Below are 24,289 nucleotides of genomic sequence, written 5' to 3' on the forward strand. Positions count from 1 at the left end.
TTAACAGTGATCTATATTTTAAGTTCACAGGAACATTTTATTCCCCATTTAGATTGAAATCAATCTTCTTTTCTTCAATTGCTGAAGTTTTTTCATTTGTGAGCACGTTCAAAGCATGTTCAAAGAGCAAAATGGTACCCGGTCGATGTACATTTCGTGATAAAATCCTAACAAGAACGAGTGGCAGTCATTTGCCCTCTCAAAAAAGGAGAATCCGATTATGTCTACAAGCCATGTCGCTTTACCTACTAAAGCAGAACGACATAAATTATTCGGTTCGGTCCCGCCGATCAAAGGCACGAAGCCAACTGAAAAAGATAAAATGGTCGATCTACAAAACACACCAAAAAACTTCTTGTTCGCGCTCGACAGCGTCGGCATCTCAAACGTCAAACACCCGGTCAACATCGAGACGCCAGACGGCATCCAAGCGACGGTCGCCACATTCGAGTTGACGACATCGCTCGTCCAAGACCGTAAAGGCATCAACATGTCGCGTCTCACAGAACAGCTCGACGCGTACCATACGCAAGGCTGGACGTTATCGAACCGCTCGCTCATCGAGTTCGCGCAAGAACTCGCCGAGCGCATGGAACAGACGGAAGGTCAATTGACGGTCCGTTACCCATGGTTCTTTAGCCGCAAAGCCCCGGCGACAGGTCTCAGCGGTCTTATGAACGCGGACGTCATGCACAACGTGACGTATAACTTAGAGACTGGTATGGCGAGCGTAACGGTCGGTCTTGTCATCAACGTGACAACACTTTGCCCATGCTCGAAAGAAATCAGTGAATACAGTGCCCACAACCAACGCGGCTACATCACGATTGAAGCTGGTCTCGATGAAGCATCGCTCGACGGTTTCGACTGGCGTCTCGCGCTTCTTGAGGCAGCTGAGTCGAACGCATCGGCCCCGCTTCACCCTGTCCTCAAACGTCCGGATGAGAAGCGTGCGACGGAAATCGCGTACGAGAACCCGCGTTTCGTTGAAGATATGGTCCGTTTGATCGCGGCTGACTTGTACGAAATGAAACAAGTCGTCAACTTCTTCGTCGAATGCCGCAACGAAGAGTCGATTCACCAACACGATGCGATCGCTTCGATCACATTCGATAAACGCGATAACTAAAAAACGAGTGAAGCCGCTGCGGGCTTCACTCGTTTTTCTATAGACTTTGGACGAGCCGAATCGTCAACATCATGACGATGACGATGATCCAGACCGCCCAGACGAGCCGCCACTTGTCCCCATCGACTCGCTTGACGAACGTATAGACGGTCAAATAAAGCGCGATCAACAGCGGGATGACGACCCATGGATTATCGAGCATCACGCTTCGACGTCACCGTCCCAAGCGAGCATGCCGCCCTCGACGTTGATGACCTTGTAGCCTGCTGACTCCAAATAATCACATGCCGTCACACTGCGGCCGCCTGAGCGACAGATAACGTGATAGACGTTGTCTTTCGCGAGCTTGTCCGTCACATCAGGAAATTCAGACAGCGGATAGAGCGGTACGTTCGGGATATGACCCGCATCGTACTCATCTTGTTCGCGGACGTCGATGATGTGGAGCGATTCGCCGTTCTCGAGTTTTTCACGTAATTCGGTTGCGTGGATGTTTTGCATGGTGGTTCCCCCTTCAAAGTGTTGTCCCTTACTAGTTTACCTCAGTTTCCGATGAAACAAACTCCAATTGATTGTCGTGTCGTCATCACAATAGAACCCTTCGATTTCGCACCGCTCGACCACCTGCTCGGCCCATGCTCGGCTGCCGCAAATCAACGTGAAATGGCTATCCCAAGGCGGTACGATGAGCCAATCATGTTGATGTCCAAAGAACGTCCGATGCCGCATCCCCCACGTATCGGAGGTTAGCGTCTCCCGAATGTTGATAAGATGCCGTTCCGTGCAGAACTCGTCCCCGCTCCACATCCACTCTTCTCCCATCTCAAGAAGTGCTCGTAACATCTGATTCTCTAAAAGATCAGACAGTTCCCCTTCGCCCGGTGGAAGTACGTTCTCGCGATCGCAAAATTCAATGATTCGATTCGCACCTTCTTGGTCTTCGGCGTGCGGTTTCAGCGCCCCAATCATCGTCCGAAGCGCATGATCGATGCGTTTGATGTCATCGAAACCAAGTCGGCGACGCATATCTGCCCATGTGATGGCCCGAAATTGCTGTTCGACCTCATTTTTATCCATCTCGACATAACGGTCAACCGCGGTCGGGTCGTCTTTTGGAACTAGAAACGGATGAAACACGACGAATACTGTTTCGAACACCCCTTCGTAATACGTTTTGATTGGATAATCATCTCCGCCACCGAACATGGCGTACCGATGCCCTTCCGGCAATGTGATGATACCTTCCACTTCATCCATTTCCTCGTCCCCCTTTTCCAATAGTTTACAATGGGACCACAAAAAAAGCATCCCCCGCTCAGGAAGGATGCTTTTGACTTACGCTTCGTTGCGCTCGTCGATCGCTTGTGCCGCTGTGATGAGCGTCAATTTATAGACGTCCTCTTCGTTACAGCCACGCGACAAGTCGTTGACTGGCTTGTTGAGACCTTGAAGGATCGGTCCGATCGCTTCGAATCCGCCGAAACGTTGAACCATCTTGTAGCCGATGTTTCCGGCTTCGAGGCTTGGGAAGACGAAGACGTTCGCATTTCCGGCTACTTCAGAGCCTGGTGCTTTCTTCGCCGCCACGCTCGGGACGAACGCCGCATCGAATTGAAGTTCGCCGTCGATTGGAAGGTTCGGTGCCTTCTCTTTGGCGAGACGTGTCGCTTCGATGACTTTCTCCGTCTCTGGCGACTTCGCTGAACCTTTTGTCGAGAAGCTGAGGAGCGCGACTTGCGGCTCGATGCCGAACGTCTTCGCTGTCAACGCTGACAAGTAGGCGTTTTCGGCGAGGTCAGCCGCGTCCGGTGCGATGTTGATCGCGCAGTCCGAGAAGACGTACTGCTCGTCGTCACGTACCATGATGAAGACGCCTGACGTCTTTTTGATGCCTGTTTGCATCTTGATGATTTGAAGGGCCGGACGAACCGTGTCGGCTGTCGCATGCATCGCGCCTGAGACGAGACCTTCTGCTTTTCCTGTGTGGACGAGCATCGTACCGAAGTAGTTCACGTCTGACGACAACAATTCACGTGCTTGTTCCGGTGTCGCTTTACCTTTACGGCGTTCGACGAACGACTCGACGAGTGTGTCGATGTCTTCGTACGTCGCTGGGTCGTATTGCGTCAAACCTGAGATGTCAAAGCCATGCTTCGCAGCGACCGCTTCAAGCTCAGCTTTTGGTCCGATGACGATTGGTTCGACCATGCCGTCATTCTTCAAACGAACAGCGGCGCCGAGGACGCGCTCGTCAACGCCTTCTGGGAAGACGATGGTCGGGCGAATCGGGCTGACTTTTTGTTTCAACGTGTCAAATAGTTTCATAGTGAATGAACTCCTTTTCGATTAGAAGAAATCGGATTTTTTCTCTCTCGGACGCTCTCGTCCATATGCGAGTTTTATTATACACAGTACGTTTTTTAAAATAAACTATTCTGCCCATTTCGTCATAAATCGCTTGAAATCAATCATTATATGGATAGAACAGTTTGTCGTTTTCGACTGATACAGCCCGTTGTGAAGCCGTTTTCATAAAAACTGCTCTTTACCTCTTTACCCAGCTCGAAGTGTGACTACCCTCACAACGGCGTCAAATTTGCCAGGCGGTGATTCGTGTATGGTAAAATAGTCAGCGAAGCCTAGTCTCGAAAGGAGTTTTTTTAATGTCAGAACGTCCAGCACCAACACCGACAACCGATACGCAACACGCAGCCGCCACGTTAGACGGTTGGTATACGCTCCATGATTTCCGATCCATCGATTGGACTCGTTTAAAAGCAGTCGATCCAACCGCCCGCCAAGAGATGATTGACGAGTTCGTCGCCTTCCTCGGCTCACTCGAAGATGTCGAGACACGCGGTGAAGGAAGCCACGCCTTCTATTCAATCCTTGGCCAAAAGGCGGACGTCGTCTTGATGGTCCTTCGTCCGACGTTCAAAGAGCTCGAGCAAGTCGAACTCGCCCTCCGCAAGACGAAATTGTACGATTATATGATTCCAAGCTATTCATACGTTTCCGTGATCGAACTCGGCATGTACCGTGGTTCAGGAGACGGTGACCCGTACGAGAACCCTCACATCCGGGCCCGCCTCTATCCGACACTCCCGAAAGCGGCCCACATCTGCTTCTACCCGATGAGCAAGGCTCGTCGCGATGGGGACAACTGGTACACGTTGTCGATGGATGAGCGCAAAGACCTCATGTATCGACACAGCATGATCGGCCGCAGCTATGCCGGTAAGATTCAACAGTTCATCGGCGGCTCGACTGGTTTCGACGGTTGGGAATGGGGCGTCACGTTGTTCGCGGAAGACTCGCTCCAATTCAAGAAGATCGTCTATGAGATGCGCTTTGACGAAGTCAGTGCCAAATATGGCGAGTTCGGTGACTTCTATGTCGGGAACATCCTTCCTAAAGAAGAACTGGGCACATTCCTCGGCTGAACGAGGTTTACGCCATCACGCCCTCGGGAATCATTGTTGTAGAAGCAACATTACAATGATCAATGAGGTGAACAACGATGCGCGTGTTCAAGGAATCAGATCGAGACACGGCGAAACGTTTAGATTCGTTCATTGAACGAATGGCACCGACGGCAGAACTAGTCCAACTTCGATTTGAACAGCAATTACAACATACACAGCGAAAGGGTCAGGCAAAAGCCTGACCCTTTCGCTATCTTTATTTAGTCGTGACCGTCAAGGCGTCCCCGAGGAATGTCGCGAGTTCGAGCATACCGTACTGCCCTGCTTTCGCTTCGGCGTCCGAGTTGTAGTTCGTGTTCGTGTTGACGTCATACGCGTACACGTTTCCATCCTCGTCTTCGATGATTTCAATTCCAGCAACGGCAATGTGATTGTTCTTCAGAAACGCCTCTAGCTGCTTGATAATCGGGTCGTCGAAACCAGAGACGATCTCGAACTTCGCCGGTGGCGTCTCGCCGACCGGGCAAAACTGGTCTTCAATCGAGCAGGCGTCGGCCGGGCAGAGTTCGAAGCCGTCTGACGTATCGACTCGTACCGCGTAAACGAACTTGCCCCCGATGAACTCACAGCGTGTGATGAACGGTTTCGGTGCCTCGATATATTGTTGGATGAGCGTAATCCCGTCAATCGATTCCTCGAACGTCGGTCCGTTCACGTATGCCTTCAACGCATCGATCGAATGGAACAGTTGGACACCGAGCCCTTTACCGGCCCGGTTGTGTTTCGTGATGAACGGCGTCATCCCGAGCTTCTCGGCCGCCTCGATGATTTGGGCTTTCCCGACGGCCGCAATCGTCTTCGGCACCCGAATTCCCTCTTGGCGGAGCGCCGTATATTGATTGACCTTGCTCACTTCGAGCCGAATCGCGCGTGTGCCGTTGAAGACGGTCCGTCCGTTCGCCTCGAGCCAAGCGAGCACACCTTCCGTCAACTCCGGCGCGTACCGGTGCCCCCGTGTGTGCGACGAAGCACTCATCCGGTTATAGAAGACGCCCTCTGGCGGCTCGGCCGCGATGTCGATGATGCCTTGATCGAGATGCCACAGCTCATATGGAAGTGATAATTCCTCGAGTCGTCGGACGAGATGGTCCGTCCATTCGTTGTTTTCGTGGAGTACGTGAATTTTGGCCATGTGAATCCCCCTTTTGATTGTCCTTACTTTACCATATCCATATCCGATTATTCCAATCTGCATAATCGACAGTGCGTTGATTCTTACTTCATAACCATTTCATGGTATAATGAACTTAATAATACAATGCGACTATTAACGTGAAGAAGGAAGTGATGTGTTTGACCGCACCGATTTTGAGTACCGATTTTTTGATTCTTTTATTTGGTCTGCTCCTTGTCGCCGGCGTGTTAGCCACACGCGTATCGACTCGTTTCGGCTTGCCTGCCTTAATCCTGTTTATGGGTATTGGCATGCTGATGGGTAGCGATATCACCGGGCTGATTTTCTTCGATGACACCAATCTCGCTCAAATGATCGGTGTCGCCGCACTCGTCGTCATTTTGTTCGAGGGTGGACTGCAGACGAAATGGTCATCGATTCGAAGTGTGCTTGCTCCGTCCGCTTCGCTCGCCACAATCGGCGTCTTGTTGACGACCGGACTTATCGCCGTGGCCGTTCGTTTCGTATTTGGTTTCGACTGGATTGAATCTTTCCTGTTCGGCGCCATCATCGGTTCAACCGATGCGGCTGCCGTCTTCGCCGCCTTTAAAGGAAAGAATATCTCGCCGAAAGTCGGCGCGACACTCGAAGCCGAGTCCGGCACGAATGACCCGATGGCGATGTTCTTGACGATTCTCGCCCTCGACTTCATGTTAAAACCCGACACGACGATTTGGGACGGTATTTGGATGTTCATCCTGCAAATCATTGTCGGCGCGTTCGTCGGTTACATGCTCGGAAACTTGTCCCGACTCATGCTTAACCATTTGCGTCTCGAGTCGAGTGGTCTGCATGCTGTCCTCATGATTTCGATGGCCTTTATGACGTATGGGGTCGCTGCTTACTTTGCCGGTAGCGGACTACTTGCCGTCTATCTCGCCGCGATGATTGTTGGGAATGCGCACACGGCCCATGAAGTGACAATCGTTCAATTCTCTGAGGCTTTGGCCTGGATCATGCAAATCATCATGTTCGTCATCCTCGGTCTGCTTGTCTTCCCGAGACAGTTGCTTGACCCCGAGCTCATCTGGAAAGGGTTATTGATTTCATTCATCCTGATGTTCATCGCCCGGCCGATTGCCGTCTATTTATCGACAATCAAGATGCAGTTTACCCACAAAGAAAAACTGTTTATCTCGTGGGCCGGACTGAAAGGCGCCGTGCCGATTGTCCTCGCTACGTTCCCGCTCATCGCAGGCATCGACAACGCCCAATTGATTTTCAACGCCGTCTTCTTCGTCGTCGTGACGAGTGCCTTGATTCAAGGAACGACATTAACACCGCTCGCGGCGAAACTCGATTTGCTCGGGCCGGATAAAATTCGCTCGCCGTATACGATCGCTCTCGTATCGAGCAAACAGTCGCAGCATCAGCTCGTCCCTTACGTGGCGACCGAAGAGTCATCAATGATCGGCAAGACGCTCGCTGATATCACCTTGCCACCGAACACGGTCGTGAATGCGATCGTCCGTCAAGACTATCTCATCCCACCGACGGGCCAGACAAAAATCGAACCCGGTGACTTGTTGTACGTGCTCGCCTCGACGTATCGCCATGACCAGCTCGATCGCAAGTTCGGGGAAGACGGGTTGGAGCGCGTCGAATTGTGACTCTCGTTTCTTCAATAAACTGTCACGTCGATTACGTTTATCCCTAACTAAAAACGGACAGAGTAAAAGTGACAACACTTCTACTCTGTCCGTTTTTTTAAAGGGGGAATTTGTATGTTCGATTTGACGCCATTCCGGAAGAATGAACTCGATCGATTGCGCAAAGACTTGTTCGGAGATGTCTTTGATCGGATGAATCATCTGTTCGACCCGAAAGACGGAGCGACGTCGTTCCTCGACTCGTTCAAACTCGACGTTCGGGACCAGGACGGCCAATACGTCATCGAGGCCGAGATGCCAGGCATCAAAAAAGACAACATCCACATCCGCTACGACAAAGATTATCTCATCCTCTCGGTCGATCAACGTGAAGAGAAGGAAGAAGACAAGGACTACGTCTATCGGGAACGCCGCGTCACATCGATGCAACGTTCACTCTATCTGCCGAACGTGAAAGAAGACGCCATCAAAGCGAAACTATCAGACGGCGTGCTCCACTTGACCGTACCGAAAGCCGATGACGGCTCGAGCACACGCACGATCGAAATCGAGGAATGAATAAGGATCGTGCCGAGGCACGATCCTTATTTTTTTACGCTGACCGTCCGCGCCGATGCAATCAACGCGGCCACGTCTTGTTCACGTCCGGCGTGGAGCGCCTCGACGATAAAACTACCGACGACGACCCCGTCACAGGCTGCCCCGAGCGTCCGAACCTGATCGGCGCGATGGACACCGAATCCGGCGAGCACCGGTACCGGTGACCGCTCCGTCAACGAACGCAAGTGGTCGAGTAACTCCTCCGGGAACACGTCCGTTTTCCCGGTCGTCCCTTTGAGCGTTACCGCATAGACGAACCCTTCCGCCTGGCTTAAAATCGTATCGATGCGAGTCTGACTGCTCGTCAACGTGACAAGCGGTACGACCGCGACCTCGTGACGATCGATGCCGGCGAACAAATCAAGGCTCTCTTCAAACGGCAAATCGGGAATGATGACGCCGCTGACTCCAGACGCCGCCGCTCGCTCGAAGAAGCGCTCGACCCCGAATCGGAACACCGGATTCAAGTACGTCATCAGGACGATTGGGACCGAAAAACGACCCGTTCCTTCTATTAAACGGTCCAACACGTCCGTCAACGTCACCCCTTGTTCGAGGGCGCGCATTCCAGCCGCCTCAATGATGGGGCCGTCCGCTACCGGATCGGAAAACGGGATACCGAGCTCGATCGCCGTCGCACCCATCGCCTCCAACCGTTCAATCGTCGGGATTAAGCTGTCGAGACCGTCGTCCCCGGCCATAATGTACGGGACGAACGCCGTCCCTTCACTCCGCTGTCGAATCGCTTCATCTAATCGCATCATTGTGTCACCCTTTCTCGAATCGTATGAACATCCTTATCCCCGCGACCAGATAGACAAATGACGAGCACGTCATCCGCGTCCATCGTTTGGGCGAGCGTTTCCGCATAGGCGAGCGCATGCGATGACTCGAGTGCCGGGATGATCCCTTCTTGGCGACTGAGCGTCATGCAGGCCGCAAGTGCGTCTTCGTCCGTTACCGCCGCGTAGCGAACCCGCTCAATGTCTTTTAAGAAGCTGTGCTCTGGTCCGACACCCGGATAATCGAGCCCGGCCGAGATTGAGTGCGCTTCCTGGATTTGTCCGGCCGCGTCTTGCAAGACGTACATGAGCGACCCGTGGAGCACCCCGACCTCACCTTTCGTGAGCGTCGCCGCATGCTTGTCCGTATCGACACCGCTCCCTGCTGCCTCGACACCGTATAAGGCGACCATTTCGTCATTCAAGAACGGATAGAACATGCCCATCGCGTTGCTCCCGCCACCGACACAAGCGACGACCGCGTCAGGGAGACGACCTGTCTTCTCGAGTACTTGGCGACGCGTCTCCGTCCCGATGACGCTTTGGAAATCGCGGACCATCGTCGGGAACGGGTGCGGTCCGAGCACCGACCCCATCACGTAATGCGTGTCATCGACGTGTTTGACCCAGTAACGGAGCGCCTCGTTGACGGCATCTTTCAGCGTTCGGCTCCCCGACTTGACGGGAACGACGGTCGCACCGAGTAGCTCCATCCGAAACACGTTCAATTCTTGACGTTCGACGTCGACCTCACCCATGAAAATCGTACATTCGAGATTGAGGAGCGCACATACCGTTGCCGTGGCGACACCATGCTGCCCGGCCCCTGTTTCGGCGACGACTTTTCGTTTGCCCATTCGTTTGGCGAGGAGTGCCTGACCGATTGTGTTGTTGATTTTATGGGCACCGGTATGGTTCAAATCTTCTCGTTTTAAATAGACGTTCGTCCCAAGACGGCGACTCATGTTCTCCGCATAATAGAGTGGCGTTTCCCGTCCTACATACTCACTGAGGAGATCGTTGAAGCGTTCCTGGAACTCAGGGTCTTGTTTCGCTTCCTCGTACGCCACTTCGAGCTCTTCGACCGCTTGCATGAGCGTCTCAGGGATATATTTCCCTCCATAGGGGCCGAACTTTCCGTTCACTGGTTGTGTATACATCGTGTTTCCTCCTTGGCGCGTCCGATGAACGCGCGAATTTTATCATGATCTTTCTGTCCATTCGTTTCCACACCGCTCGAGACGTCGACGCCGTCCGGTCGCATGGCGCGAATCGCCGCGCCGACATTGTCGACTGTCAATCCACCGGCGAGCCAAAACGTTCGCTCCGGACGTTCCAGCGTCTCCCAATCGAGCGCCTGCCCACTGCCCGGTGTCGGCGCGTCAAGTAAAATGACGTCAGCCTCCGACTGGTAATCCGCTTCGATGAGCGGAAGCTCGAACTGACGGAACGCTTCAAGCGGACGCGTCCGACGGTGCAGTTGAATGTCGGTCAAACCACAAGCGACGGCAGCTTCGACTTCTTCAACTGTCGGGTCGAGAAACACGCCGATGACCCGAACTTCATTTGGAATCAACCGTCGCAACCGCTGCGCTGTCGCGATATCGATTTGGCGCGGGCTATCCGCAAACACGAACCCGATGGCGTCCGCTCCCGCCTCTACCGCCGTGACGACACTGGCCTCGGTCGTCAGTCCACATATTTTAACGAACATGACGTCAACTCCTCGATCAAGGCTGTCGGGTCGTCCTGTCGCATGAGCGCCTCTCCGACGAGAATCGCCCGGGCCCCGGCTGTCTGTAACCGACGGGCCGCCTCTCCTGTGCTGACACCGCTCTCGCTGACGAACGCGACATCGGGATACTTCGTCATCAAGTCGACCGATGTATCGAGCGATACCTCGAACGTCTTCAAGTTCCGATTGTTGATGCCAATCAACACATCTCCGAGTTCGAGTGCCGTCTGGAGCTCGGCCTCATCGTGCACTTCGACGAGCACGTCGAGGCCGATTGATCGGGCATACGTCTTCAAGGCGTGGATCCGGCTCGGATGAAGTGCCGCGACGATTAACAGTGCTGCACTCGCCCCGGCCGCTTTGGCCCGGTCGAGTTGCCGTTCGTCGATGATGAAATCTTTACAGAGGACCGGGATTTCAACGGCGGCCGCGACGTCGCGCAAGTCGTCGAACGAACCTTGAAAATACGTCGCGTCCGTCAAGACGGAAATCATTGTCGCTCCCGCCCGTTCATACTTCCGGGCCCGGCTCGCGACGTCCATTTCGCCGCGAATCAACCCTTTCGACGGGGAAGCCCGTTTAATCTCCGCGATGACATGAAACCCTTCCCCCATCAATCGCTGTAGCGAGATCGGTGTCGTCTTCGCCACCTCGATGTCTTCCATTTGATTGACCTCTTCGATTTTCGTTCCGATGATTTTCGTCAAGTAGCTCATGCGCCAACCTCCGTTCGTTGTAATTGTTTGAGTACGCGGATGGCGTGCCCTTCATCGATGCTTGCCATTGCCACGGCGACGCCTTCGCGAAGCGTCTGGACCGTCCCGTACGTACAGAGGGCGAGTGCGGCGTTCAATAAAACGACGTCTCGCGCCGGTCCCTGCTCTCCATTCAAGACGGCAAGGAGCGTCTCGGCATTCTCAGTCGGTGTCCCGCCTTGCAAGGCCGACAGCGGCGCTCGCATCAATCCGACGTCGCGCGGGTCGACGGTGTAGCGGGCCACTTTGTCGCCGTTGAAGAACAAGACTTCGTTTCTTCCGGCGAGACTCGCTTCATCCAGTCCGCCTGCCCCATGGACGACCATGCCGCGCTCGACGCCGAGGTGGCGCATCGCCGTCGCCATCTTCTCGATGAGCGATGGATGGTACACGCCGATCAATTGCCGCTTCGGCTTGAGCGGGTTCGTCAACGGGCCGATTTGATTGAAGATGGTCGCCGTGGCGAGTCGTTTCCGGACCGGCATGACGTGTTTCATGACCGGATGGATGTGCTGGGCGAACAAGAAACTCAAGTTCGTCCGCTCGAGGTCGGCGAGCATCGCCTCATGACTTTGGACGATCGGGATATTCAATGACTCGAGGACGTCGGCACTGCCTGACCGGCTCGACACGCTGCGATTCCCATGTTTGGCGACCGGGATATCGAGCCCCGCCAAGACGAACGCGACCGTCGAGCTGATATTGAACGTGTTCGCCCCGTCGCCGCCCGTGCCACAGACGTCGAGCACAGGAAGCGCCGTCTCGGGGAACGTTGCCGCCTCACGGATGTAATCAGCGAGTCCGGCCATCTCCTCGGCCGTCTCACCGCGCGCTTTCATGGCGAGTAACACCTCGGCGATTTGCGCTTCGTCGGCTTGGAACAACTCGGCCGCCGCCCGTTTCATTTCATTCGTCGTCAATGGGTTCGTCAATAGTCGTGTTAACATGTCCGTTCCTCCTCAAGCATTTTGGGTATAAAAAAACTCCATACGACGTCTGTCGTATGGAGGACGGTATGGACCGCGGTGCCACCTCTCGTTGGATCGATCGATCCCACTTTCCGATGCTATCACATCGTATCCCGATAACGGGGGAAGCCGTCATGACCTACTTGATTCAGCCATGCTCTCATGAGCCCATTCACGTAAATGTCTCGGCCAGGATCCCACCACCCCCGGCTCTCTTGACGAGACTTGTTCACGCTACTCTTCTCAATCACTGATTTATTATGCGTTGAAACGAAAAAGGGTTACCCGCCCGACTCATAGCTTGCGCTATGAGAAGGACGAGTAACCCCGTGGTGCCACCTTCGTTGGTTCCGTAGAACCCACTTCACGGACAATCATCCGCTTTCCCATGGTAACGGTGGGTGACCCGCTAAAGCCTACTAAAAGTTTCGGTTTAGAGCTCGGAAGTCCATTCGCGACGTCCCGCATACTGATTCACACCAACCATCAGCTCTCTGTCATACGGGGACCGTCGTTACTTCTCTTCGTCGACGCCTTTATTCGTTTCAGTTAAGTTAACTCGTACTATACAGGGCAGGAAACTTCCTGTCAAACAAAAGCGTGCAAAAAAACTTTGCTTCTATAGGTGCGGCCGAATCGATACCGCTTTTTACGATTTCGCGAGTTGACACCCGATTTTTTTGTCTGCTATAGTCGTCCCCAACAACACTTCACTCAACTAAAGGAGAATCAACTTTGGAAACTAGCAAATTAAAACGTGAACTGTCCACACGGCAGTTGACGATGATTTCGCTCGGTAGCGCCATCGGGACGGGCCTCTTCCTCGGAAGCGGGCTCGCCATCCAAACGGCAGGACCGAGCGTGCTCGTCAGTTACGCCATCGGGGCGTTCATCGTCCTCTTACTGATGGGCTGTCTCGCCGAGATGACGGTCGCCCATCCGACCTCAGGCTCATTCGGCACGATTGCCGAGCGATATGTCCATCCACTCGCCGGCTTTTTGGTCCGCTACTCGTACTGGGTCGCCAACGTCCTCGCCATCGGCGTCGAAGTGAGCGCGATCGCCATCTATATGCGCTACTGGTTCCCCGATGTGAACGGATTCGTCTGGGTCGTCGTATTCGGCGGTTTGCTCATCTATGTGAACGCCCGGCACGTCCATACGTTCGGGACGACCGAATACTGGTTATCGTTCATCAAAGTGACCGCCATCATCCTCTTCATCGTGCTCGGGGCAGCCACGCTGTTCGGTCAACCCGGTTCACCAATCGAATCGATCACGACCGGTGATGAAGGTTTCTTCGCCTTCGGGTTTTACGGGATGTGGGTGACGATTTTCATCTCCCTCTTCAGTTTCCTCGGGACCGAGCTCGTCGCCGTCACGGCCGGCGAAGCGAAAGACCCGGACCGTGCCGTCCCGAAAGCGTTGCGCGCGACCGTGTTCCGCTTGACGTTCTTTTATCTCATCACGATTGGCATCATGCTCATGCTCATCCCTTGGCAGCAGGCCGGGATTGATCAAAGCCCATTCGTTCTCGTCATGCAGCAGTTCGACGTGCCTGGCGCAGCCGGCATTTTAAACTTTGTCATCTTGATCGCTGCCTTGTCAGCGATGAACGCTCAGCTCTATGCTTCAACGCGAATGATGTATTCACTCGCCGAAGCTGGTGATGCTCCGCGTCTCTTTAAAAAAGTCAGCACTAGCGGGATTCCATTGCCCGCCTTGCTCGTCTCGACGGGCGGAATCATTCTCGCGGCGCTGCTTCAAGTGTTCATGGAATCGTCGTATCCGTTCCTCATGGGGATCTCGATGTTCGGAGCGATTTTCACATGGTTCATGGTGTTCGTCTCGCATTTGTTCTTCCGCAAAAAATGGACCGGGCGCAAATTGCCGGTCCGCATGATCGGATATCCGTTCCTACCGTTACTCGGTGCCGGGCTGTTGCTCAGCCTCATGATCACGACATGGTTCACCGATTTCAACATTTTGCTCAAGTTCGGGATTCCGTGGTTGGTCGGATTGACCATCATCTATCTTGTCCGTGAACGGTTCCGTAAAGCGAACAATCAATCAGACGATATCGAACAAGCGAACTGAAACAAGCGCCTCTCCATTGCGGAGAGGCGCTTGTTTTTGGTTTCATCGAGCACAAAACGAGGACCTGTCACGATTGACGGGTCCTCGTATATTCATCAGAAGAACTGACGTGGGTTAACTGTGCTTCCCGCGTCCGTTCCCGAGTACGAGTAGTTGCCTTGATGGATCTCGAAGTGAAGGTGCGGGCCTGAAGAGTTACCCGTGTTACCAAGTCCACCGATATTTGATCCTTGCGTCACACGTTGACCGGCACTGACTGAGACCGAGTTCAAGTGCGCATAGACCGTTGTCCATACTTGTCCGTTGATGACGTGGGCGATCATGACGTGATTCCCATATGCTCCACCCCAGCCGGCACGGATGACCGTTCCGGTTGCCGAGGCACGGATTGGCGTCCCGACAGGTCCTGCAATGTCGACACCGTTATGGAACGAGTAGCCGAATTGACCGCTTGCCGGTCCCCATCCTTGTGAGAAACGACCCGTTGTCGGTTGAATGAACATCGCGCCAGATGGTGCTGGTGCTGATGTCGTCGGTGCAGTCGGTGCTGGTTTCGGTTTTGGCGCTGGTGCAGGTGCTGGTTTCGGTGCTGCCGGCTTTGGCGCTGGTGTATTATTTTGTGTCGTCTGGTTTGAAGATGCAGATGACTGGGTATTATTGTTACTGTTCTGCTGTTTTTGAGCTGCTGCTCGTTCTGCCTCGGCTTTAGCCGCTGCCGCTCTTGCTTCTTCTGCTTGACGCGCTGCTGCTGCCGCTTGAGCCGCTTCCGCTTGACGAGCTTCTTCAGCCTTGCGTGCCGCTTCTTGACGAGCCGCTTCTTCAGCGCGACGACGTGCTTCTTCTTCCTCACGACGCTGTGCTTCAATTTCAGCCGCAATCGCTTCTTCTTGGGCGATTAACGTCGCTTCGATTTCTTGAAGGTCGAAGATTTGCGATTCAAACTTAATATTCTTCTTCTCGAGCTCTTTGATGCGGGCTTCGCGCTCTTTCATCTTCTTCTCGAGTTGAGCTTGGCGCACTTCAAGCGCTTTTTGTTGTTTCAAGAGCGAAGCACGCTCTTCTTTGAGTGAGGCTTGCGCTTCTTTTAACGATTGGCGCGTCGCTTCGTAATCTTCAAACAACTCTTGGTCGCTCCGTTGAATCGTTCCGGCCGTGATCATGCGTGTGATCAAGTCCGAGAAGTTTTTCGAACCGAAGATAAACTCCGCCCAGTTGATTGAGCCGCCGCCGTTCGTTTGCATCGTGGCCATGCGCTCTTTCATCATCTCTTCTTGGGCTTTCATCTTCTTCTCGTAACCTTTAATATCTTTCTCAAGGTCTTCAATCTTCAATTCAGTCCGCTTGATTTCTTGGCGTTTTGCCGCGACATCGTTGATGATATCTTGAAGCTGGGCATCCATCTTGTTGACTTCCGTTTGGACTTTCGAGATTTCATTTTTGTTTTGCTTGATTTTTGAAGACGTGTTCGATTGGTTCTGTTTGACGTTATTTCGTTGCTCTTGCACTTTTTTCTGCTGTTCTTGTTTCTCCTTGATTGACGTCGAGGCATCAGCCACCGAGTGCGTCCCAAGAAGAAGCGCGCTAAGCGTAAGTGTCGAGACGGTGCGTTTCCAATTGATCAATGGGGACATCCTTTCTAGTTTAAGGGGTTGGCGTTCACGTTCTATTTAAGGTCAGTCGTTTTGCTATGTAACAAAAACGATTAATTTTTTAGTTTCAACACGACTAATTATATCGAAGTGTCGAATGTTTTCCTGTTAAAGTTATATTTCACTTTTATTACGACTGATGATGCGAAGACCTCATGTAGCTCCCAACCTCTTTATATTTCAACATTTTTTCACTTTTCTTTTCTCGAAACACTTTTGTAACAATAGTTGAAAATAGGAAATCATTGACCTTATATTTAAATAACGTTATCCAGTCGTTTTTCTAAGTCTAACCATTCCCAAAAAACGTAAAAAAGGGCCCGGTTGGTGTCTCGCTCAAGGCGAAGAAGCCAACCGGGCCAATTGTTCGTTGTCGTGTGAAGACGAGGGGTCTCACACTTAGAATGTTACACGACGACTGTTAATCACACGTTAACGTTTGATTACAGTTTGAGCGCACCGATGATGACGAACACCCAGGCTGCGATAAACAAGACGCCGCCAATTGGCGTGACCGCCCCGAGCTTCGTAATTCCAGTCAATGCCATGACGTATAGACTGCCTGAGAAAAAGAGAATTCCTGCAAACATGAGCCAGCCTGCTGTGTTGAACTGGCTAATGCTCACTTTCATCAAGATGCTCGCTAAGGCGATGATGCCGATGGCGTGAATCATATGGTAGAGCACGCCGGTCTGCCAGTTGGCGAGCATGTTCGGTGCCAGACGTTCTTTCAAAGCATGGGCCCCGAACGCACCGAGAGCGACGCCGAGCGCCATTAAGGCGGCGCCGATGATGAGCAATAGTTTCATACTAATTTCCCCCTTATCGCACTTTCCGTGCAGGTAAATTCCACTTCCGATAGTAGGATATCACTCGAAGCGCCGCAACGACAACGAGTAAGGTGTAGACGGGGAGTCCCCCTTCAAGCCGAAAATAATACGTGACGACCGCGATGATGATCGCCCACATCGCGTACACTTCAGACTGGAGGACGAGCGGTTTCCGGCCGGCCAATAAATCACGGACGACCCCCCCACCGACACCTGTCAGGACGGCAGCCGCAATCGCTGCCGACAATGGTAAATCCAGCTTGATGGCAACTTGTGCGCCTTGAAACGCGAAAGCGACGAGCCCGATGGCATCGACGATGACACCCCAGCGTTCCCAATGGGGCAAGACGACACTCGGCAACAGGAAGATGAGCAACGCGACAAGAAAACAAAGGATGAAGAGATCGTTTTGTTGCCAAATCAAGCTGACAGGGTTCCCGAGCAAGACGTTTCGGATGGCACCGCCACCGAAAGCCGTCGTAAAAGCGAGCAACCACACCCCAAAAATATCATATTTCTCGTCCATCGCGATGATGGCACCGCTCGCCGCGAATGCGATTGTTCCGACGACGTTGAGTAATTCCCACTCCATAAACATCCCTTGCCCTTTCTTGAAAGCATTCTGTGGTAAAGTTAAGATACAAAAAATCAGATCAGTCGAGCGACTGCTTGTAAAGGATGTCGGTACTTTTATGAAACGAATCGCCTTGTTACGCATATGGATTATCGTCACGATGTTCGCCCGATTCATCATTAAAATTTATGCATTCTCCCGCAAACAGCAGCAAGGTCTCGCGTCGACCGAAGAGTACGAGGCGCTCATGTTGAACCTTGCCCGCGAGTATAAACGGAACGCGCTCCGGCTCGAGGGGCTGTTGATCAAGCTCGGGCAGTTTCTATCGATTCGGGCCGACTTGTTGCCTCCGTCCGTATTGAACGAGTTATCCGAGCTTGTCGACCGCGTCCCGACATCGGGCTGGGACAAGTCTCGCGCCATCTTGGAAGCAGAATGGGGCGTCCCGTACACCCAAGTCGTGAAGGACGTCGGCATCGACGCCGTCGCCTCTGCCTCGATTGGGGAAGTGTACGGCGCCACACTCCTGGAAACCGGGAAGCGTGTCGCGCTGAAAATCCAACGTCCGGATATCGAAAAAATCATTCGGACCGACTTCAAAGCGATGCGAATCGTCACGACGATGCTCAAGCGGACATCGCTGGCAAAATCGACCGACTTAGATAGCTTATATCGCCAAATGATTTTTGTCATCGGGGACGAGTTAAATTTCCAAACCGAATTGAAGAACGCCCATTATTTCAAAGCGAAATACGCCGATAACCCCGACGTGTACATCCCGGACTATTATGACCACCTTTGTACGAATCGGGTGTTGACGATGGATTGGGTCGAAGCCCGCCGCATCACCGACCTCGCTTTCTTAAAAGAAAATAATATCGACCGCTCCGCACTTGCCGAACGGTTGTTCACGATGGCAGCCGAGCAACTGTTGTTCGGTGGGCAATTCCACGCCGACCCCCACCCCGGTAACGTCCAGATCCGGGCCGACGGGACGATCATCCTGCTCGACTTCGGAATGGTCGGGTCATCGACTGCCCAAGACATGGCAACGATCCGTAAAATCTTGCAGGCGTTCATCTCGCTCGATTATGACGGTGTCGTCGACGGACTTGAAGACTTGCGTTTTCTGTTGCCGACGGCGAACAAGCACAACATTCGTCAAGCGCTTGAAAAAGCGGTCACGTTCTATTTAGAGACCGATATCGATACGGTCGATACGAAGCTGATCGAAAAAGTGTTGCAAGATATCCAACTGCTCGTCAAAAACGAGCCGATCCAACTGCCGGCCGAGTTCGCCTTCTTCGGTCGTGCCGCTTCGACGCTGCTCGGGATTCTGCAAATCCTCGACCCGAAAATCGATTTGTTCACGCTCGGCAAACCGATCGTGATCCAATGGCTCGAGTCCGATGGGACGACGATTCAGAACCGTTACGTCATGACGGCACTCAACTACGGGAAGAAGTTACTGAACGTCCCGCCGCTGCTCGATAACTATTTGAAAGAACCGACCCGGAAGCGCCTGTCCGAGCAGGCGATGTTCCAACGCGACCTCGAGTCCAAAGAACTGCTCCACCGCCAGACGTTCAACTCAGGGGTCATCATCCTCGGCCTCGTCGTCGGCCTGTTCGGCTATATCCGGCCTGACGAGTGGCTGTTTTGGTCAGGTGGGGTCGTCGCCGTCGTCGCCTACTTCAACTCAAGACGCCTCGGTCGTAAGATTCGTCATTTGGCGCGCCAAGATTTCCGTGTTTGACCCCGTCACTCCTCTGAGTGGCGGTTTTTTTCTGGAGCCACGTCCCGATATAGGCGGCGACTTGCTGCAGATCCCGCTCGGTCGTCCATCCCATCGTGGAGACTTGGAGACAGTTCGCACGCCGTAAATAGGCGCTCTCATATTGCACTTGATAGCCATGGAACATCAACTGGCGCCCCAGTTCAAGCGAGGAAAGATGTTCCGGTAACGTGAGCGAAAAAATACCCGGTGCTTGGTCGTCTCCGATTTTAACCGGTGCGCCTCGGCGCAAAAGTTCATTCACGAACACATCGAGTTTTGATTGATGCGTCCCAATCTCCGCGTCTGTCAGTTCGTCCAACGCGATGTCCATCGCTTGAATGAGCGGGACCGATTGCGTGAAGGCAATCGGGTCATAGCCCGCCAAGTCCAAATAGCGTGAAATCGACGGGTTCGGGACGGCTCGATGTCTCATCGCGACAAACGCCAATCCCGGTGCATTGCGAAGCGCCTTTCCCGATACGAACGTCACCATGTCCGCAAAGGCATAGTCCGTCTCAAGCGTACCGACTGCGCTGATCGCATCAATCGCAATCACCGTTTCACACTTGCGTGCATAGTGACGCAACGCTTCCAAGTCGACCATTCTCCCCGTCGACGTCTCGCAGTGGACCGTCCAAATCCAATCCGGCCGTTGCCGTTCGAGTTGCTGGACGTCAATGCGCTGACCCCCAGAGAGCGACAAGACCTCAAATTCAAGCCCAGCCCGGTTGGCGTGATCGATGAGTCGTCGACCGAACTCACCTGTATCGAGAATCATCCCTTGTCCAGTCAATTGTGCGGCAACTGCATCGTTCGCGATCGTCCCGCTCCCGAGTAACGTGTAAATATGAGGTAACTTGATGAGGGCGCTTAACTTCAGCTGGACCGAATGGAGCAAACGGCTGGCCTCGACTGACCGATGTGATAACGGCTGCATGGCCAAGGCGGAGCGAACGCGGGATGACAGTTCGACAGGACCGGCGAGGAGTTGCTTCGGACGCAACGTTCGTGCGGTCTCAGATTGCATAAACCCAGAGCGGGTCAGCTTCATCGGCACGTATAACGCCTCCACCGTCCCGACCGGTTCTGCGAACGCGGTAAATCCAAAGCGTCGATACAACTTCTGTTCACGTACGGTGCCACTGATGACAATCCCTTCGACGCCCCGCTCTGTCGCTTCCAAGAGCATCCCACGCATGAGACCGGCAAACGTCCGCGTGTTCCGATAGGCGGGCGTCACCGCCAATAGCCGGACTTCAATCCATTCCCCCGGTGGCAACGTCACCCCTTTTTGTTCGAGCGAGAACGGTCGCTCGTCGCGGATGGCACACATGGCGACAAGCTGTCCGTCCGCCAATCCAATCCAGTATGTATTCCTATCATGGAAGCGATCGACGAGTCGTCGCTCCGCGTTCGGATGGTGTTGCGGGATTTCTTCGACAAACGTCTCATAGTTCAATCGATGAATCGCTTCCGCATCCCCCGGCGTCGCTCTTCGAAATTCAAGCACGTTGTTTCCCCCCTTATATGATGGTACATGATCAAAATCATCGTCAAACTGGCCACACTGACATCTGTTGCGTCCCCCCAGGCCGCGAGCGGCAAGAGCATGAGCATGACGAGCCCCGTCTCGCGCGAGTTACGCGTCAGTTTGATGAGAATGAGCAACATGGCAAGTCCTGCTAAAAACCATAGCGGGCTGTACGCTAATATAATTCCAGAAAATACGGCGTACCCCTTCCCACCGGTGCGAATATGCCACATCGGATAAATGTGCCCGAGCGTCAAGGCGAGCCCGGTCTCAAAAAAATATGGACCGCTGATCGACAAGACGAGTACCGTCTTCAAGACGTCGAATCCGTAAACGAACAAGAACGCTCGCTTCCCGCCAATCCGTAACGCATTGCGGGCACCGGTGTTTCCCGACCCACTCGTTGCCAAGTCTTGACCGCTCCACCTGCCGTATAAGTGCCCGCCAAGTATACTGCCGACGACATAGCCCAAGATGATGACCCACATAGCGATCCCTCCCCCGTTGTAAAATTGTGTATGATTTTTGAAATCGGGTACCTTCTTAATGTGCACCTAGACGAAAGGGGAAATCAAGATGCGAGTGGAGAACAATTTCATCAACGGAGAATGGATTGATACATCGGACACGATCGAGGTGCGGAATCCCGCGACCGGCAACATTATGGCCACGGTGACAAAGAGCGACACCGCCGAAGCGAAACAGGCTGTCGATGCCGCCCACGACGCCTTGAAGGACTGGCAAGAGAAAACGGCAGAAGAACGAGGCGCCCTCCTGCTCGAATGGAACCGCCTGATCGATGAACATACGGAAGCCATCGCTCGGACGATGGTCGAAGAGCAAGGCAAGCCGCTCCAAGAAGCCATCGGCGAAGTCCGCTATGCGAACGGCTTCATCGAGTGGTACGCCGCGGAAGGTCGGCGCGTGTACGGCGAGACGATTCCGGCATCGTCAAACAAGAAACGCATCTTTGCCATTAAACAACCGGTCGGCGTCGTCGCCGCCATCACCCCATGGAACTTCCCGGCCGCCATGATCACCCGAAAATTGGCGCCGGCGCTTGCCGCAGGTTGTACCGTCGTATTGAAACCGGCATCAGCGACACCATTGACGGCGATCGAACTCGTCAAACTGGCTGAGAAAGCAGGCTTCCCACCCGGTGTCATCAATCTTGTCACCGGGAAAGCTTCTGACATCGTGAACACGTGGCAACACGACCCCCGTGTCCGCAAATTGACGTTCACCGGTTCGACCGAGGTCGGCAAGACGCTCATGCGCGGCGCCGCCGATACGATGAAGAAAATCTCACTCGAGCTCGGTGGTCACGCCCCGCTCATCGTCACGGCACAGGCAGATCTCGACAAGGCTGTCCCGCAAGCGGTCGCGACGAAATTCCGTAACGGCGGACAGACGTGTGTCTGCGCCAACCGGATTTATGTCGAGCAGTCCATCGTCGATGCGTTCTCCGAAAAATTCATCGAGGCCGTCGCAGCGCTCGAAGTCGGCAACGGGCTCGACGAAGGGACGGATATCGGTCCGCTCATCGACGAGGCCGCGGTCGAGAAAGTGATGAAGCACTTGGAGGACGCTCAAATCCGCGGAGGCGAGATCACGGGCGGGGAGCAGCTCGACGGCCTATTCGTCCGGCCGGCCGTCGTCCGCTATGCGAATGAGGACATGCTGTGCATGAACGAGGAGACGTTCGGTCCTGTCGCCCCGATTGCGTCGTTTGACTCGCTCGAGGAAGTGATTGAACGGGCGAACGCGACCCCGTTCGGTCTTGCTGCCTATGTATTCACGCAAGACATCAACGAGGCCCTCTATTTAGCCGAGTCGCTCGAATACGGCATCGTCGGCGTCAATGACGGCCTCCCCTCAACGCCGCAAGCCCCGTTTGGTGGCTGGAAACAGAGCGGTCTCGGCCGCGAAGGTGGCCACCACGGTATCGAAGAGTTTTTAGAAGTAAAATATATTTCGCTTGGACTCTAAAAAATCCGGTTGAACGTCGCGCGTTCAACCGGATTTTTTATTTTTCGACCAAGGCGATCAAATCGTTCGGCGTCGCGATCACATGATCGGCGAGCCCCCACTCGTCTTCGTTGCCGAAGCCGAAACCGGTCAAGACGACCGGGAAGTCATGCGCTCGTGCCGCTTCGACGTCAGATTTACGATCCCCGACCATCACATAGTCGTTCTCGCCGTGACGGAGACGATGCGCCGTCAAAATGTCGGCTTTCTTCTCCCCGCTCACGGATTCAAGACATTCTGGAGCCGTCATGAACTGGCGGATATTTTGCGAGTCGAGCATGAGGTTCAAGTAATGGACCCCGCAGTTACTCGCGGTCGTCAACGTGTGTCCTTTCGCGTGGAGCGCCTCGAGCATCTCGTAAATCCCGTCGAACAAGACGTGTTGGCCTTCCATCGCTCGTTCGAGCGTCTCATGACGAAGTTTGCGAATTTGGCGGATCTCCTCGATTGTCGCCTCCGGGATGACGTGCTCCCAAAATGCGTTACCGGCCAATCCGTATCCCGATCGGACCGCGTCCTCGCTCGGTTTCGGTAAATGTGGAAGTTGCTCTAACGCCTCGTGGATTGCTTGCGTCATCGGTCCGGTCGTGTCAACGAGCGTCCCATCGATATCAAATAAAATGACTGCCATTGTTCTGGTCCCCTCTCTCTTTCCTATGCTCCTACCGTAGCAGAATCCCCTCAATTCCGAAAGCGGAAACGTCACACGGCAAATCTCACCTCTAAAAGTGAAATTCAGAGTCCATAAAAAAACGGCTGAACAAATGTTCAACCGAGAACTGTCAGCCACGCCAGAAACTCATACCGCCTTTGACCGAGTAGACGTCCGTATAGCCCGCGCTTTTCAACATGGCCGCGGCCCGTTGACTTCGCATCCCGCTTTGACAGATGACGTAGACCGGACGTTCTTTATCTTTCGGATATTGGGCACTCGCATTCCCGAATCCCGATAACGGCACATTTTTTGCTTGCTTGATATGCCCGCCCCGGTATTCGTGTGGTTCGCGAACGTCGAGCAGTTGAATGTTTCGCTCTTCGGCAATCTTCCGTTTCAATTCATCCGTCGAAACTGTTTTGACGCTGTTTCGCTTCGTCCACCAAAAATAAATCAATCCGATCACTACTGCGACAAACAAGAAATCAAGCATAGTCACGCCTCCGTTAGGTATAGTTTAGTTAACCCCATTATACCCCCTATGGTATATAAGTCAACGCGAACGCTCGCAAAAAAAAGCTGTGCCTCGGGGCACAGCTTAGAAGTCGAGCAATGAATCGGTTTTCGGTTTGTCTTCCTCTTCTAAAGGAATCCCGAGAAACGCTGCCATCTGCCGATCAAGCGGGGGTTTCGCCTCGGTCGGTTGGGCCACGGGAGCCGCAGTGGGCTGCGTTGGAGCCGAATCGGCGAGCAACAGCTCGCAATACCCCATCAGTTTGGCCAAATGGCGCTTCTGGGTTTCTCCGCTCGACTGTTCAATTTGGCTCATCACTTGTTTCATTTGCGTGATGACCTGCTGTTCTGTAATCATACGTCGCACACATCCTTTACCGTTCCATTCTGAGGCAAA

Annotated in this window: 25 protein-coding genes and 2 other annotated features; of the genes, 7 read left to right on the top strand and 18 right to left on the bottom strand. The window is 53.6% G+C overall.

All coding sequences use genetic code 11. The features are described 5' to 3' along the window. Positions 1–220 precede the first annotated feature (220 nt). A complete protein-coding gene (gene folE2 / locus KNP78_RS05150) occupies positions 221–1,129 on the top strand; it encodes a GTP cyclohydrolase FolE2 (RefSeq protein ID WP_021066012.1) in 909 nt (302 codons plus the stop codon). 37 nt (positions 1,130–1,166) lie between these two features. Here folE2 and KNP78_RS05155 read toward each other — a convergent pair whose 3' ends face one another. The 4 genes from KNP78_RS05155 to pta form a co-directional block, all read right to left on the bottom strand. Then, on the bottom strand, positions 1,167–1,331 hold the full coding sequence (locus KNP78_RS05155) for a hypothetical protein (RefSeq protein ID WP_034780156.1): 165 nt from the start codon (positions 1,329–1,331) through the stop codon (positions 1,167–1,169). Then, positions 1,331–1,630: a rhodanese-like domain-containing protein gene (locus tag KNP78_RS05160; protein WP_034779449.1), complete on the bottom strand. Its 300-nt coding sequence runs from the start codon at positions 1,628–1,630 to the stop codon at positions 1,331–1,333. Before KNP78_RS05160 ends, KNP78_RS05155 begins: the two co-directional genes overlap by 1 nt. A gap of 36 nt (positions 1,631–1,666) precedes the next feature. After that, positions 1,667–2,386, bottom strand: a complete 720-nt coding sequence (locus KNP78_RS05165; protein WP_214753577.1) for a DUF2711 family protein — start codon at positions 2,384–2,386, stop codon at positions 1,667–1,669. A gap of 78 nt (positions 2,387–2,464) precedes the next feature. Further along, positions 2,465–3,454 carry a phosphate acetyltransferase gene (gene pta / locus KNP78_RS05170; RefSeq protein ID WP_034779454.1) on the bottom strand — a complete coding sequence of 330 codons (990 nt, stop codon included), beginning with the start codon at positions 3,452–3,454 and terminating at the stop codon, positions 2,465–2,467. Positions 3,455–3,792: 338 nt separating this feature from the next. On the opposite strand from pta, the gene hemQ reads away from it, so the two are divergent. After that, positions 3,793–4,572: a hydrogen peroxide-dependent heme synthase gene (gene hemQ / locus KNP78_RS05175; RefSeq protein ID WP_034779456.1), complete on the top strand. Its 780-nt coding sequence runs from the start codon at positions 3,793–3,795 to the stop codon at positions 4,570–4,572. A gap of 238 nt (positions 4,573–4,810) precedes the next feature. Here the strand turns inward: hemQ and KNP78_RS05180 are convergent, their stop codons facing one another. Next, complete coding sequence (locus KNP78_RS05180) at positions 4,811–5,746, bottom strand: ATP-grasp domain-containing protein (RefSeq protein ID WP_214753576.1); 936 nt, start codon at positions 5,744–5,746, stop codon at positions 4,811–4,813. Positions 5,747–5,901: 155 nt separating this feature from the next. Between KNP78_RS05180 and KNP78_RS05185 the strand changes: the two genes are divergently transcribed. Together KNP78_RS05185 and KNP78_RS05190 are read left to right on the top strand one after the other, a co-directional pair. Then, positions 5,902–7,398 (top strand): potassium/proton antiporter, encoded by a 1,497-nt coding sequence (locus tag KNP78_RS05185; protein WP_214753574.1) that lies wholly within the window; start codon positions 5,902–5,904, stop codon positions 7,396–7,398. A 114-nt stretch (positions 7,399–7,512) separates the two neighbouring features. Next, positions 7,513–7,956: an Hsp20/alpha crystallin family protein gene (locus tag KNP78_RS05190; RefSeq protein ID WP_214796582.1), complete on the top strand. Its 444-nt coding sequence runs from the start codon at positions 7,513–7,515 to the stop codon at positions 7,954–7,956. A gap of 26 nt (positions 7,957–7,982) precedes the next feature. Here KNP78_RS05190 and trpA read toward each other — a convergent pair whose 3' ends face one another. The 5 genes from trpA to trpD are packed head-to-tail and all read right to left on the bottom strand — an operon-like array spanning position 7,983 to position 12,217. Beyond that, positions 7,983–8,759 (bottom strand): tryptophan synthase subunit alpha, encoded by a 777-nt coding sequence (trpA, locus tag KNP78_RS05195; protein ID WP_214823436.1) that lies wholly within the window; start codon positions 8,757–8,759, stop codon positions 7,983–7,985. Next, a complete protein-coding gene (trpB, locus tag KNP78_RS05200; protein WP_214823380.1) occupies positions 8,759–9,940 on the bottom strand; it encodes a tryptophan synthase subunit beta in 1,182 nt (393 codons plus the stop codon). The genes trpA and trpB overlap by 1 nt, the downstream gene beginning before the upstream one ends. Continuing rightward, positions 9,922–10,494, bottom strand: a complete 573-nt coding sequence (locus KNP78_RS05205) for a phosphoribosylanthranilate isomerase (protein ID WP_214823381.1) — start codon at positions 10,492–10,494, stop codon at positions 9,922–9,924. The genes trpB and KNP78_RS05205 overlap by 19 nt, the downstream gene beginning before the upstream one ends. After that, on the bottom strand, positions 10,470–11,231 hold the full coding sequence (trpC, locus tag KNP78_RS05210; protein ID WP_214823382.1) for an indole-3-glycerol phosphate synthase TrpC: 762 nt from the start codon (positions 11,229–11,231) through the stop codon (positions 10,470–10,472). Before trpC ends, KNP78_RS05205 begins: the two co-directional genes overlap by 25 nt. After that, a complete protein-coding gene (gene trpD, locus KNP78_RS05215) occupies positions 11,228–12,217 on the bottom strand; it encodes an anthranilate phosphoribosyltransferase (protein WP_034779475.1) in 990 nt (329 codons plus the stop codon). The genes trpC and trpD overlap by 4 nt, the downstream gene beginning before the upstream one ends. A gap of 56 nt (positions 12,218–12,273) precedes the next feature. Further along, positions 12,274–12,498, bottom strand: a binding site (T-box leader). Positions 12,499–12,548: 50 nt separating this feature from the next. After that, positions 12,549–12,778 (bottom strand) — a binding site (T-box leader). Positions 12,779–12,973: 195 nt separating this feature from the next. Between trpD and KNP78_RS05220 the strand changes: the two genes are divergently transcribed. Then, positions 12,974–14,335 carry an amino acid permease gene (locus KNP78_RS05220; protein WP_214823383.1) on the top strand — a complete coding sequence of 454 codons (1,362 nt, stop codon included), beginning with the start codon at positions 12,974–12,976 and terminating at the stop codon, positions 14,333–14,335. Between the two features lie 95 nt (positions 14,336–14,430). Here KNP78_RS05220 and KNP78_RS05225 read toward each other — a convergent pair whose 3' ends face one another. From KNP78_RS05225 to KNP78_RS05235, 3 genes are all read right to left on the bottom strand, one after another. Continuing rightward, a complete protein-coding gene (locus KNP78_RS05225; RefSeq protein WP_214823384.1) occupies positions 14,431–15,966 on the bottom strand; it encodes a murein hydrolase activator EnvC family protein in 1,536 nt (511 codons plus the stop codon). Positions 15,967–16,427: 461 nt separating this feature from the next. Further along, positions 16,428–16,793, bottom strand: coding sequence for a DUF423 domain-containing protein (locus tag KNP78_RS05230; RefSeq protein WP_034779481.1), 366 nt, complete (start codon positions 16,791–16,793; stop codon positions 16,428–16,430). Positions 16,794–16,806: 13 nt separating this feature from the next. Further along, entirely contained in the window at positions 16,807–17,412 is a 606-nt protein-coding gene (locus KNP78_RS05235; protein ID WP_034779483.1) for a trimeric intracellular cation channel family protein, read from the bottom strand. A gap of 94 nt (positions 17,413–17,506) precedes the next feature. Between KNP78_RS05235 and KNP78_RS05240 the strand changes: the two genes are divergently transcribed. Further along, positions 17,507–19,144 (top strand): ABC1 kinase family protein, encoded by a 1,638-nt coding sequence (locus tag KNP78_RS05240; RefSeq protein ID WP_214823385.1) that lies wholly within the window; start codon positions 17,507–17,509, stop codon positions 19,142–19,144. Here KNP78_RS05240 and KNP78_RS05245 read toward each other — a convergent pair. Next, complete coding sequence (locus tag KNP78_RS05245; protein WP_214753561.1) at positions 19,083–20,675, bottom strand: GNAT family N-acetyltransferase; 1,593 nt, start codon at positions 20,673–20,675, stop codon at positions 19,083–19,085. The two genes, KNP78_RS05240 and KNP78_RS05245, sit on opposite strands and share 62 nt — an antisense overlap. After that, positions 20,621–21,184, bottom strand: a complete 564-nt coding sequence (locus KNP78_RS05250; protein WP_214753559.1) for a glycerol-3-phosphate acyltransferase — start codon at positions 21,182–21,184, stop codon at positions 20,621–20,623. The genes KNP78_RS05245 and KNP78_RS05250 overlap by 55 nt, the downstream gene beginning before the upstream one ends. An 88-nt stretch (positions 21,185–21,272) precedes the next feature. Here KNP78_RS05250 and KNP78_RS05255 point away from each other — a divergent pair, with 88 nt between their 5' ends. Next, entirely contained in the window at positions 21,273–22,685 is a 1,413-nt protein-coding gene (locus tag KNP78_RS05255; RefSeq protein ID WP_034779490.1) for an NAD-dependent succinate-semialdehyde dehydrogenase, read from the top strand. 37 nt (positions 22,686–22,722) lie between these two features. Here KNP78_RS05255 and KNP78_RS05260 read toward each other — a convergent pair whose 3' ends face one another. The 3 genes from KNP78_RS05260 to KNP78_RS05270 all read right to left on the bottom strand — a co-directional run bounded on the left by KNP78_RS05260 (position 22,723) and on the right by KNP78_RS05270 (position 24,250). Continuing rightward, positions 22,723–23,355 carry an HAD family hydrolase gene (locus KNP78_RS05260; protein ID WP_214753557.1) on the bottom strand — a complete coding sequence of 211 codons (633 nt, stop codon included), beginning with the start codon at positions 23,353–23,355 and terminating at the stop codon, positions 22,723–22,725. 151 nt (positions 23,356–23,506) lie between these two features. After that, a complete protein-coding gene (locus tag KNP78_RS05265; protein WP_035385631.1) occupies positions 23,507–23,872 on the bottom strand; it encodes a rhodanese-like domain-containing protein in 366 nt (121 codons plus the stop codon). Between the two features lie 105 nt (positions 23,873–23,977). Next, the gene (locus KNP78_RS05270; RefSeq protein ID WP_029594570.1) at positions 23,978–24,250 is read right to left on the bottom strand and encodes a DUF5327 family protein; all 273 of its coding nucleotides are present in this window, start codon (positions 24,248–24,250) and stop codon (positions 23,978–23,980) included. Positions 24,251–24,289: the final 39 nt, after the last annotated feature.

Origin of the sequence: Exiguobacterium sp. s28 (assembly GCF_018618135.1) — a bacterium.
Lineage (GTDB): Bacteria > Bacillota > Bacilli > Exiguobacteriales > Exiguobacteriaceae > Exiguobacterium > Exiguobacterium mexicanum_A.

Coding starts and splice junctions, on each gene's coding strand:
- trpD (WP_034779475.1), bottom strand. CDS start 12,217: ATGTTAACACGACTATTGACGAACCCATTGACGACGAATGAAATGAAA.
- trpB (WP_214823380.1), bottom strand. CDS start 9,940: ATGTATACACAACCAGTGAACGGAAAGTTCGGCCCCTATGGAGGGAAA.
- KNP78_RS05180 (WP_214753576.1), bottom strand. CDS start 5,746: ATGGCCAAAATTCACGTACTCCACGAAAACAACGAATGGACGGACCAT.
- KNP78_RS05260 (WP_214753557.1), bottom strand. CDS start 23,355: ATGGCAGTCATTTTATTTGATATCGATGGGACGCTCGTTGACACGACC.
- KNP78_RS05265 (WP_035385631.1), bottom strand. CDS start 23,872: ATGCTTGATTTCTTGTTTGTCGCAGTAGTGATCGGATTGATTTATTTT.
- KNP78_RS05230 (WP_034779481.1), bottom strand. CDS start 16,793: ATGAAACTATTGCTCATCATCGGCGCCGCCTTAATGGCGCTCGGCGTC.
- KNP78_RS05235 (WP_034779483.1), bottom strand. CDS start 17,412: ATGTTTATGGAGTGGGAATTACTCAACGTCGTCGGAACAATCGCATTC.
- pta (WP_034779454.1), bottom strand. CDS start 3,454: ATGAAACTATTTGACACGTTGAAACAAAAAGTCAGCCCGATTCGCCCG.
- KNP78_RS05165 (WP_214753577.1), bottom strand. CDS start 2,386: ATGGATGAAGTGGAAGGTATCATCACATTGCCGGAAGGGCATCGGTAC.
- KNP78_RS05250 (WP_214753559.1), bottom strand. CDS start 21,184: ATGTGGGTCATCATCTTGGGCTATGTCGTCGGCAGTATACTTGGCGGG.
- trpC (WP_214823382.1), bottom strand. CDS start 11,231: ATGAGCTACTTGACGAAAATCATCGGAACGAAAATCGAAGAGGTCAAT.
- trpA (WP_214823436.1), bottom strand. CDS start 8,759: ATGCGATTAGATGAAGCGATTCGACAGCGGAGTGAAGGGACGGCGTTC.
- KNP78_RS05225 (WP_214823384.1), bottom strand. CDS start 15,966: ATGTCCCCATTGATCAATTGGAAACGCACCGTCTCGACACTTACGCTT.
- KNP78_RS05185 (WP_214753574.1), top strand. CDS start 5,902: ATGTGTTTGACCGCACCGATTTTGAGTACCGATTTTTTGATTCTTTTA.
- hemQ (WP_034779456.1), top strand. CDS start 3,793: ATGTCAGAACGTCCAGCACCAACACCGACAACCGATACGCAACACGCA.
- KNP78_RS05160 (WP_034779449.1), bottom strand. CDS start 1,630: ATGCAAAACATCCACGCAACCGAATTACGTGAAAAACTCGAGAACGGC.
- KNP78_RS05270 (WP_029594570.1), bottom strand. CDS start 24,250: ATGATTACAGAACAGCAGGTCATCACGCAAATGAAACAAGTGATGAGC.
- KNP78_RS05240 (WP_214823385.1), top strand. CDS start 17,507: ATGAAACGAATCGCCTTGTTACGCATATGGATTATCGTCACGATGTTC.
- KNP78_RS05190 (WP_214796582.1), top strand. CDS start 7,513: ATGTTCGATTTGACGCCATTCCGGAAGAATGAACTCGATCGATTGCGC.
- KNP78_RS05155 (WP_034780156.1), bottom strand. CDS start 1,331: ATGCTCGATAATCCATGGGTCGTCATCCCGCTGTTGATCGCGCTTTAT.
- KNP78_RS05255 (WP_034779490.1), top strand. CDS start 21,273: ATGCGAGTGGAGAACAATTTCATCAACGGAGAATGGATTGATACATCG.
- folE2 (WP_021066012.1), top strand. CDS start 221: ATGTCTACAAGCCATGTCGCTTTACCTACTAAAGCAGAACGACATAAA.
- KNP78_RS05205 (WP_214823381.1), bottom strand. CDS start 10,494: ATGTTCGTTAAAATATGTGGACTGACGACCGAGGCCAGTGTCGTCACG.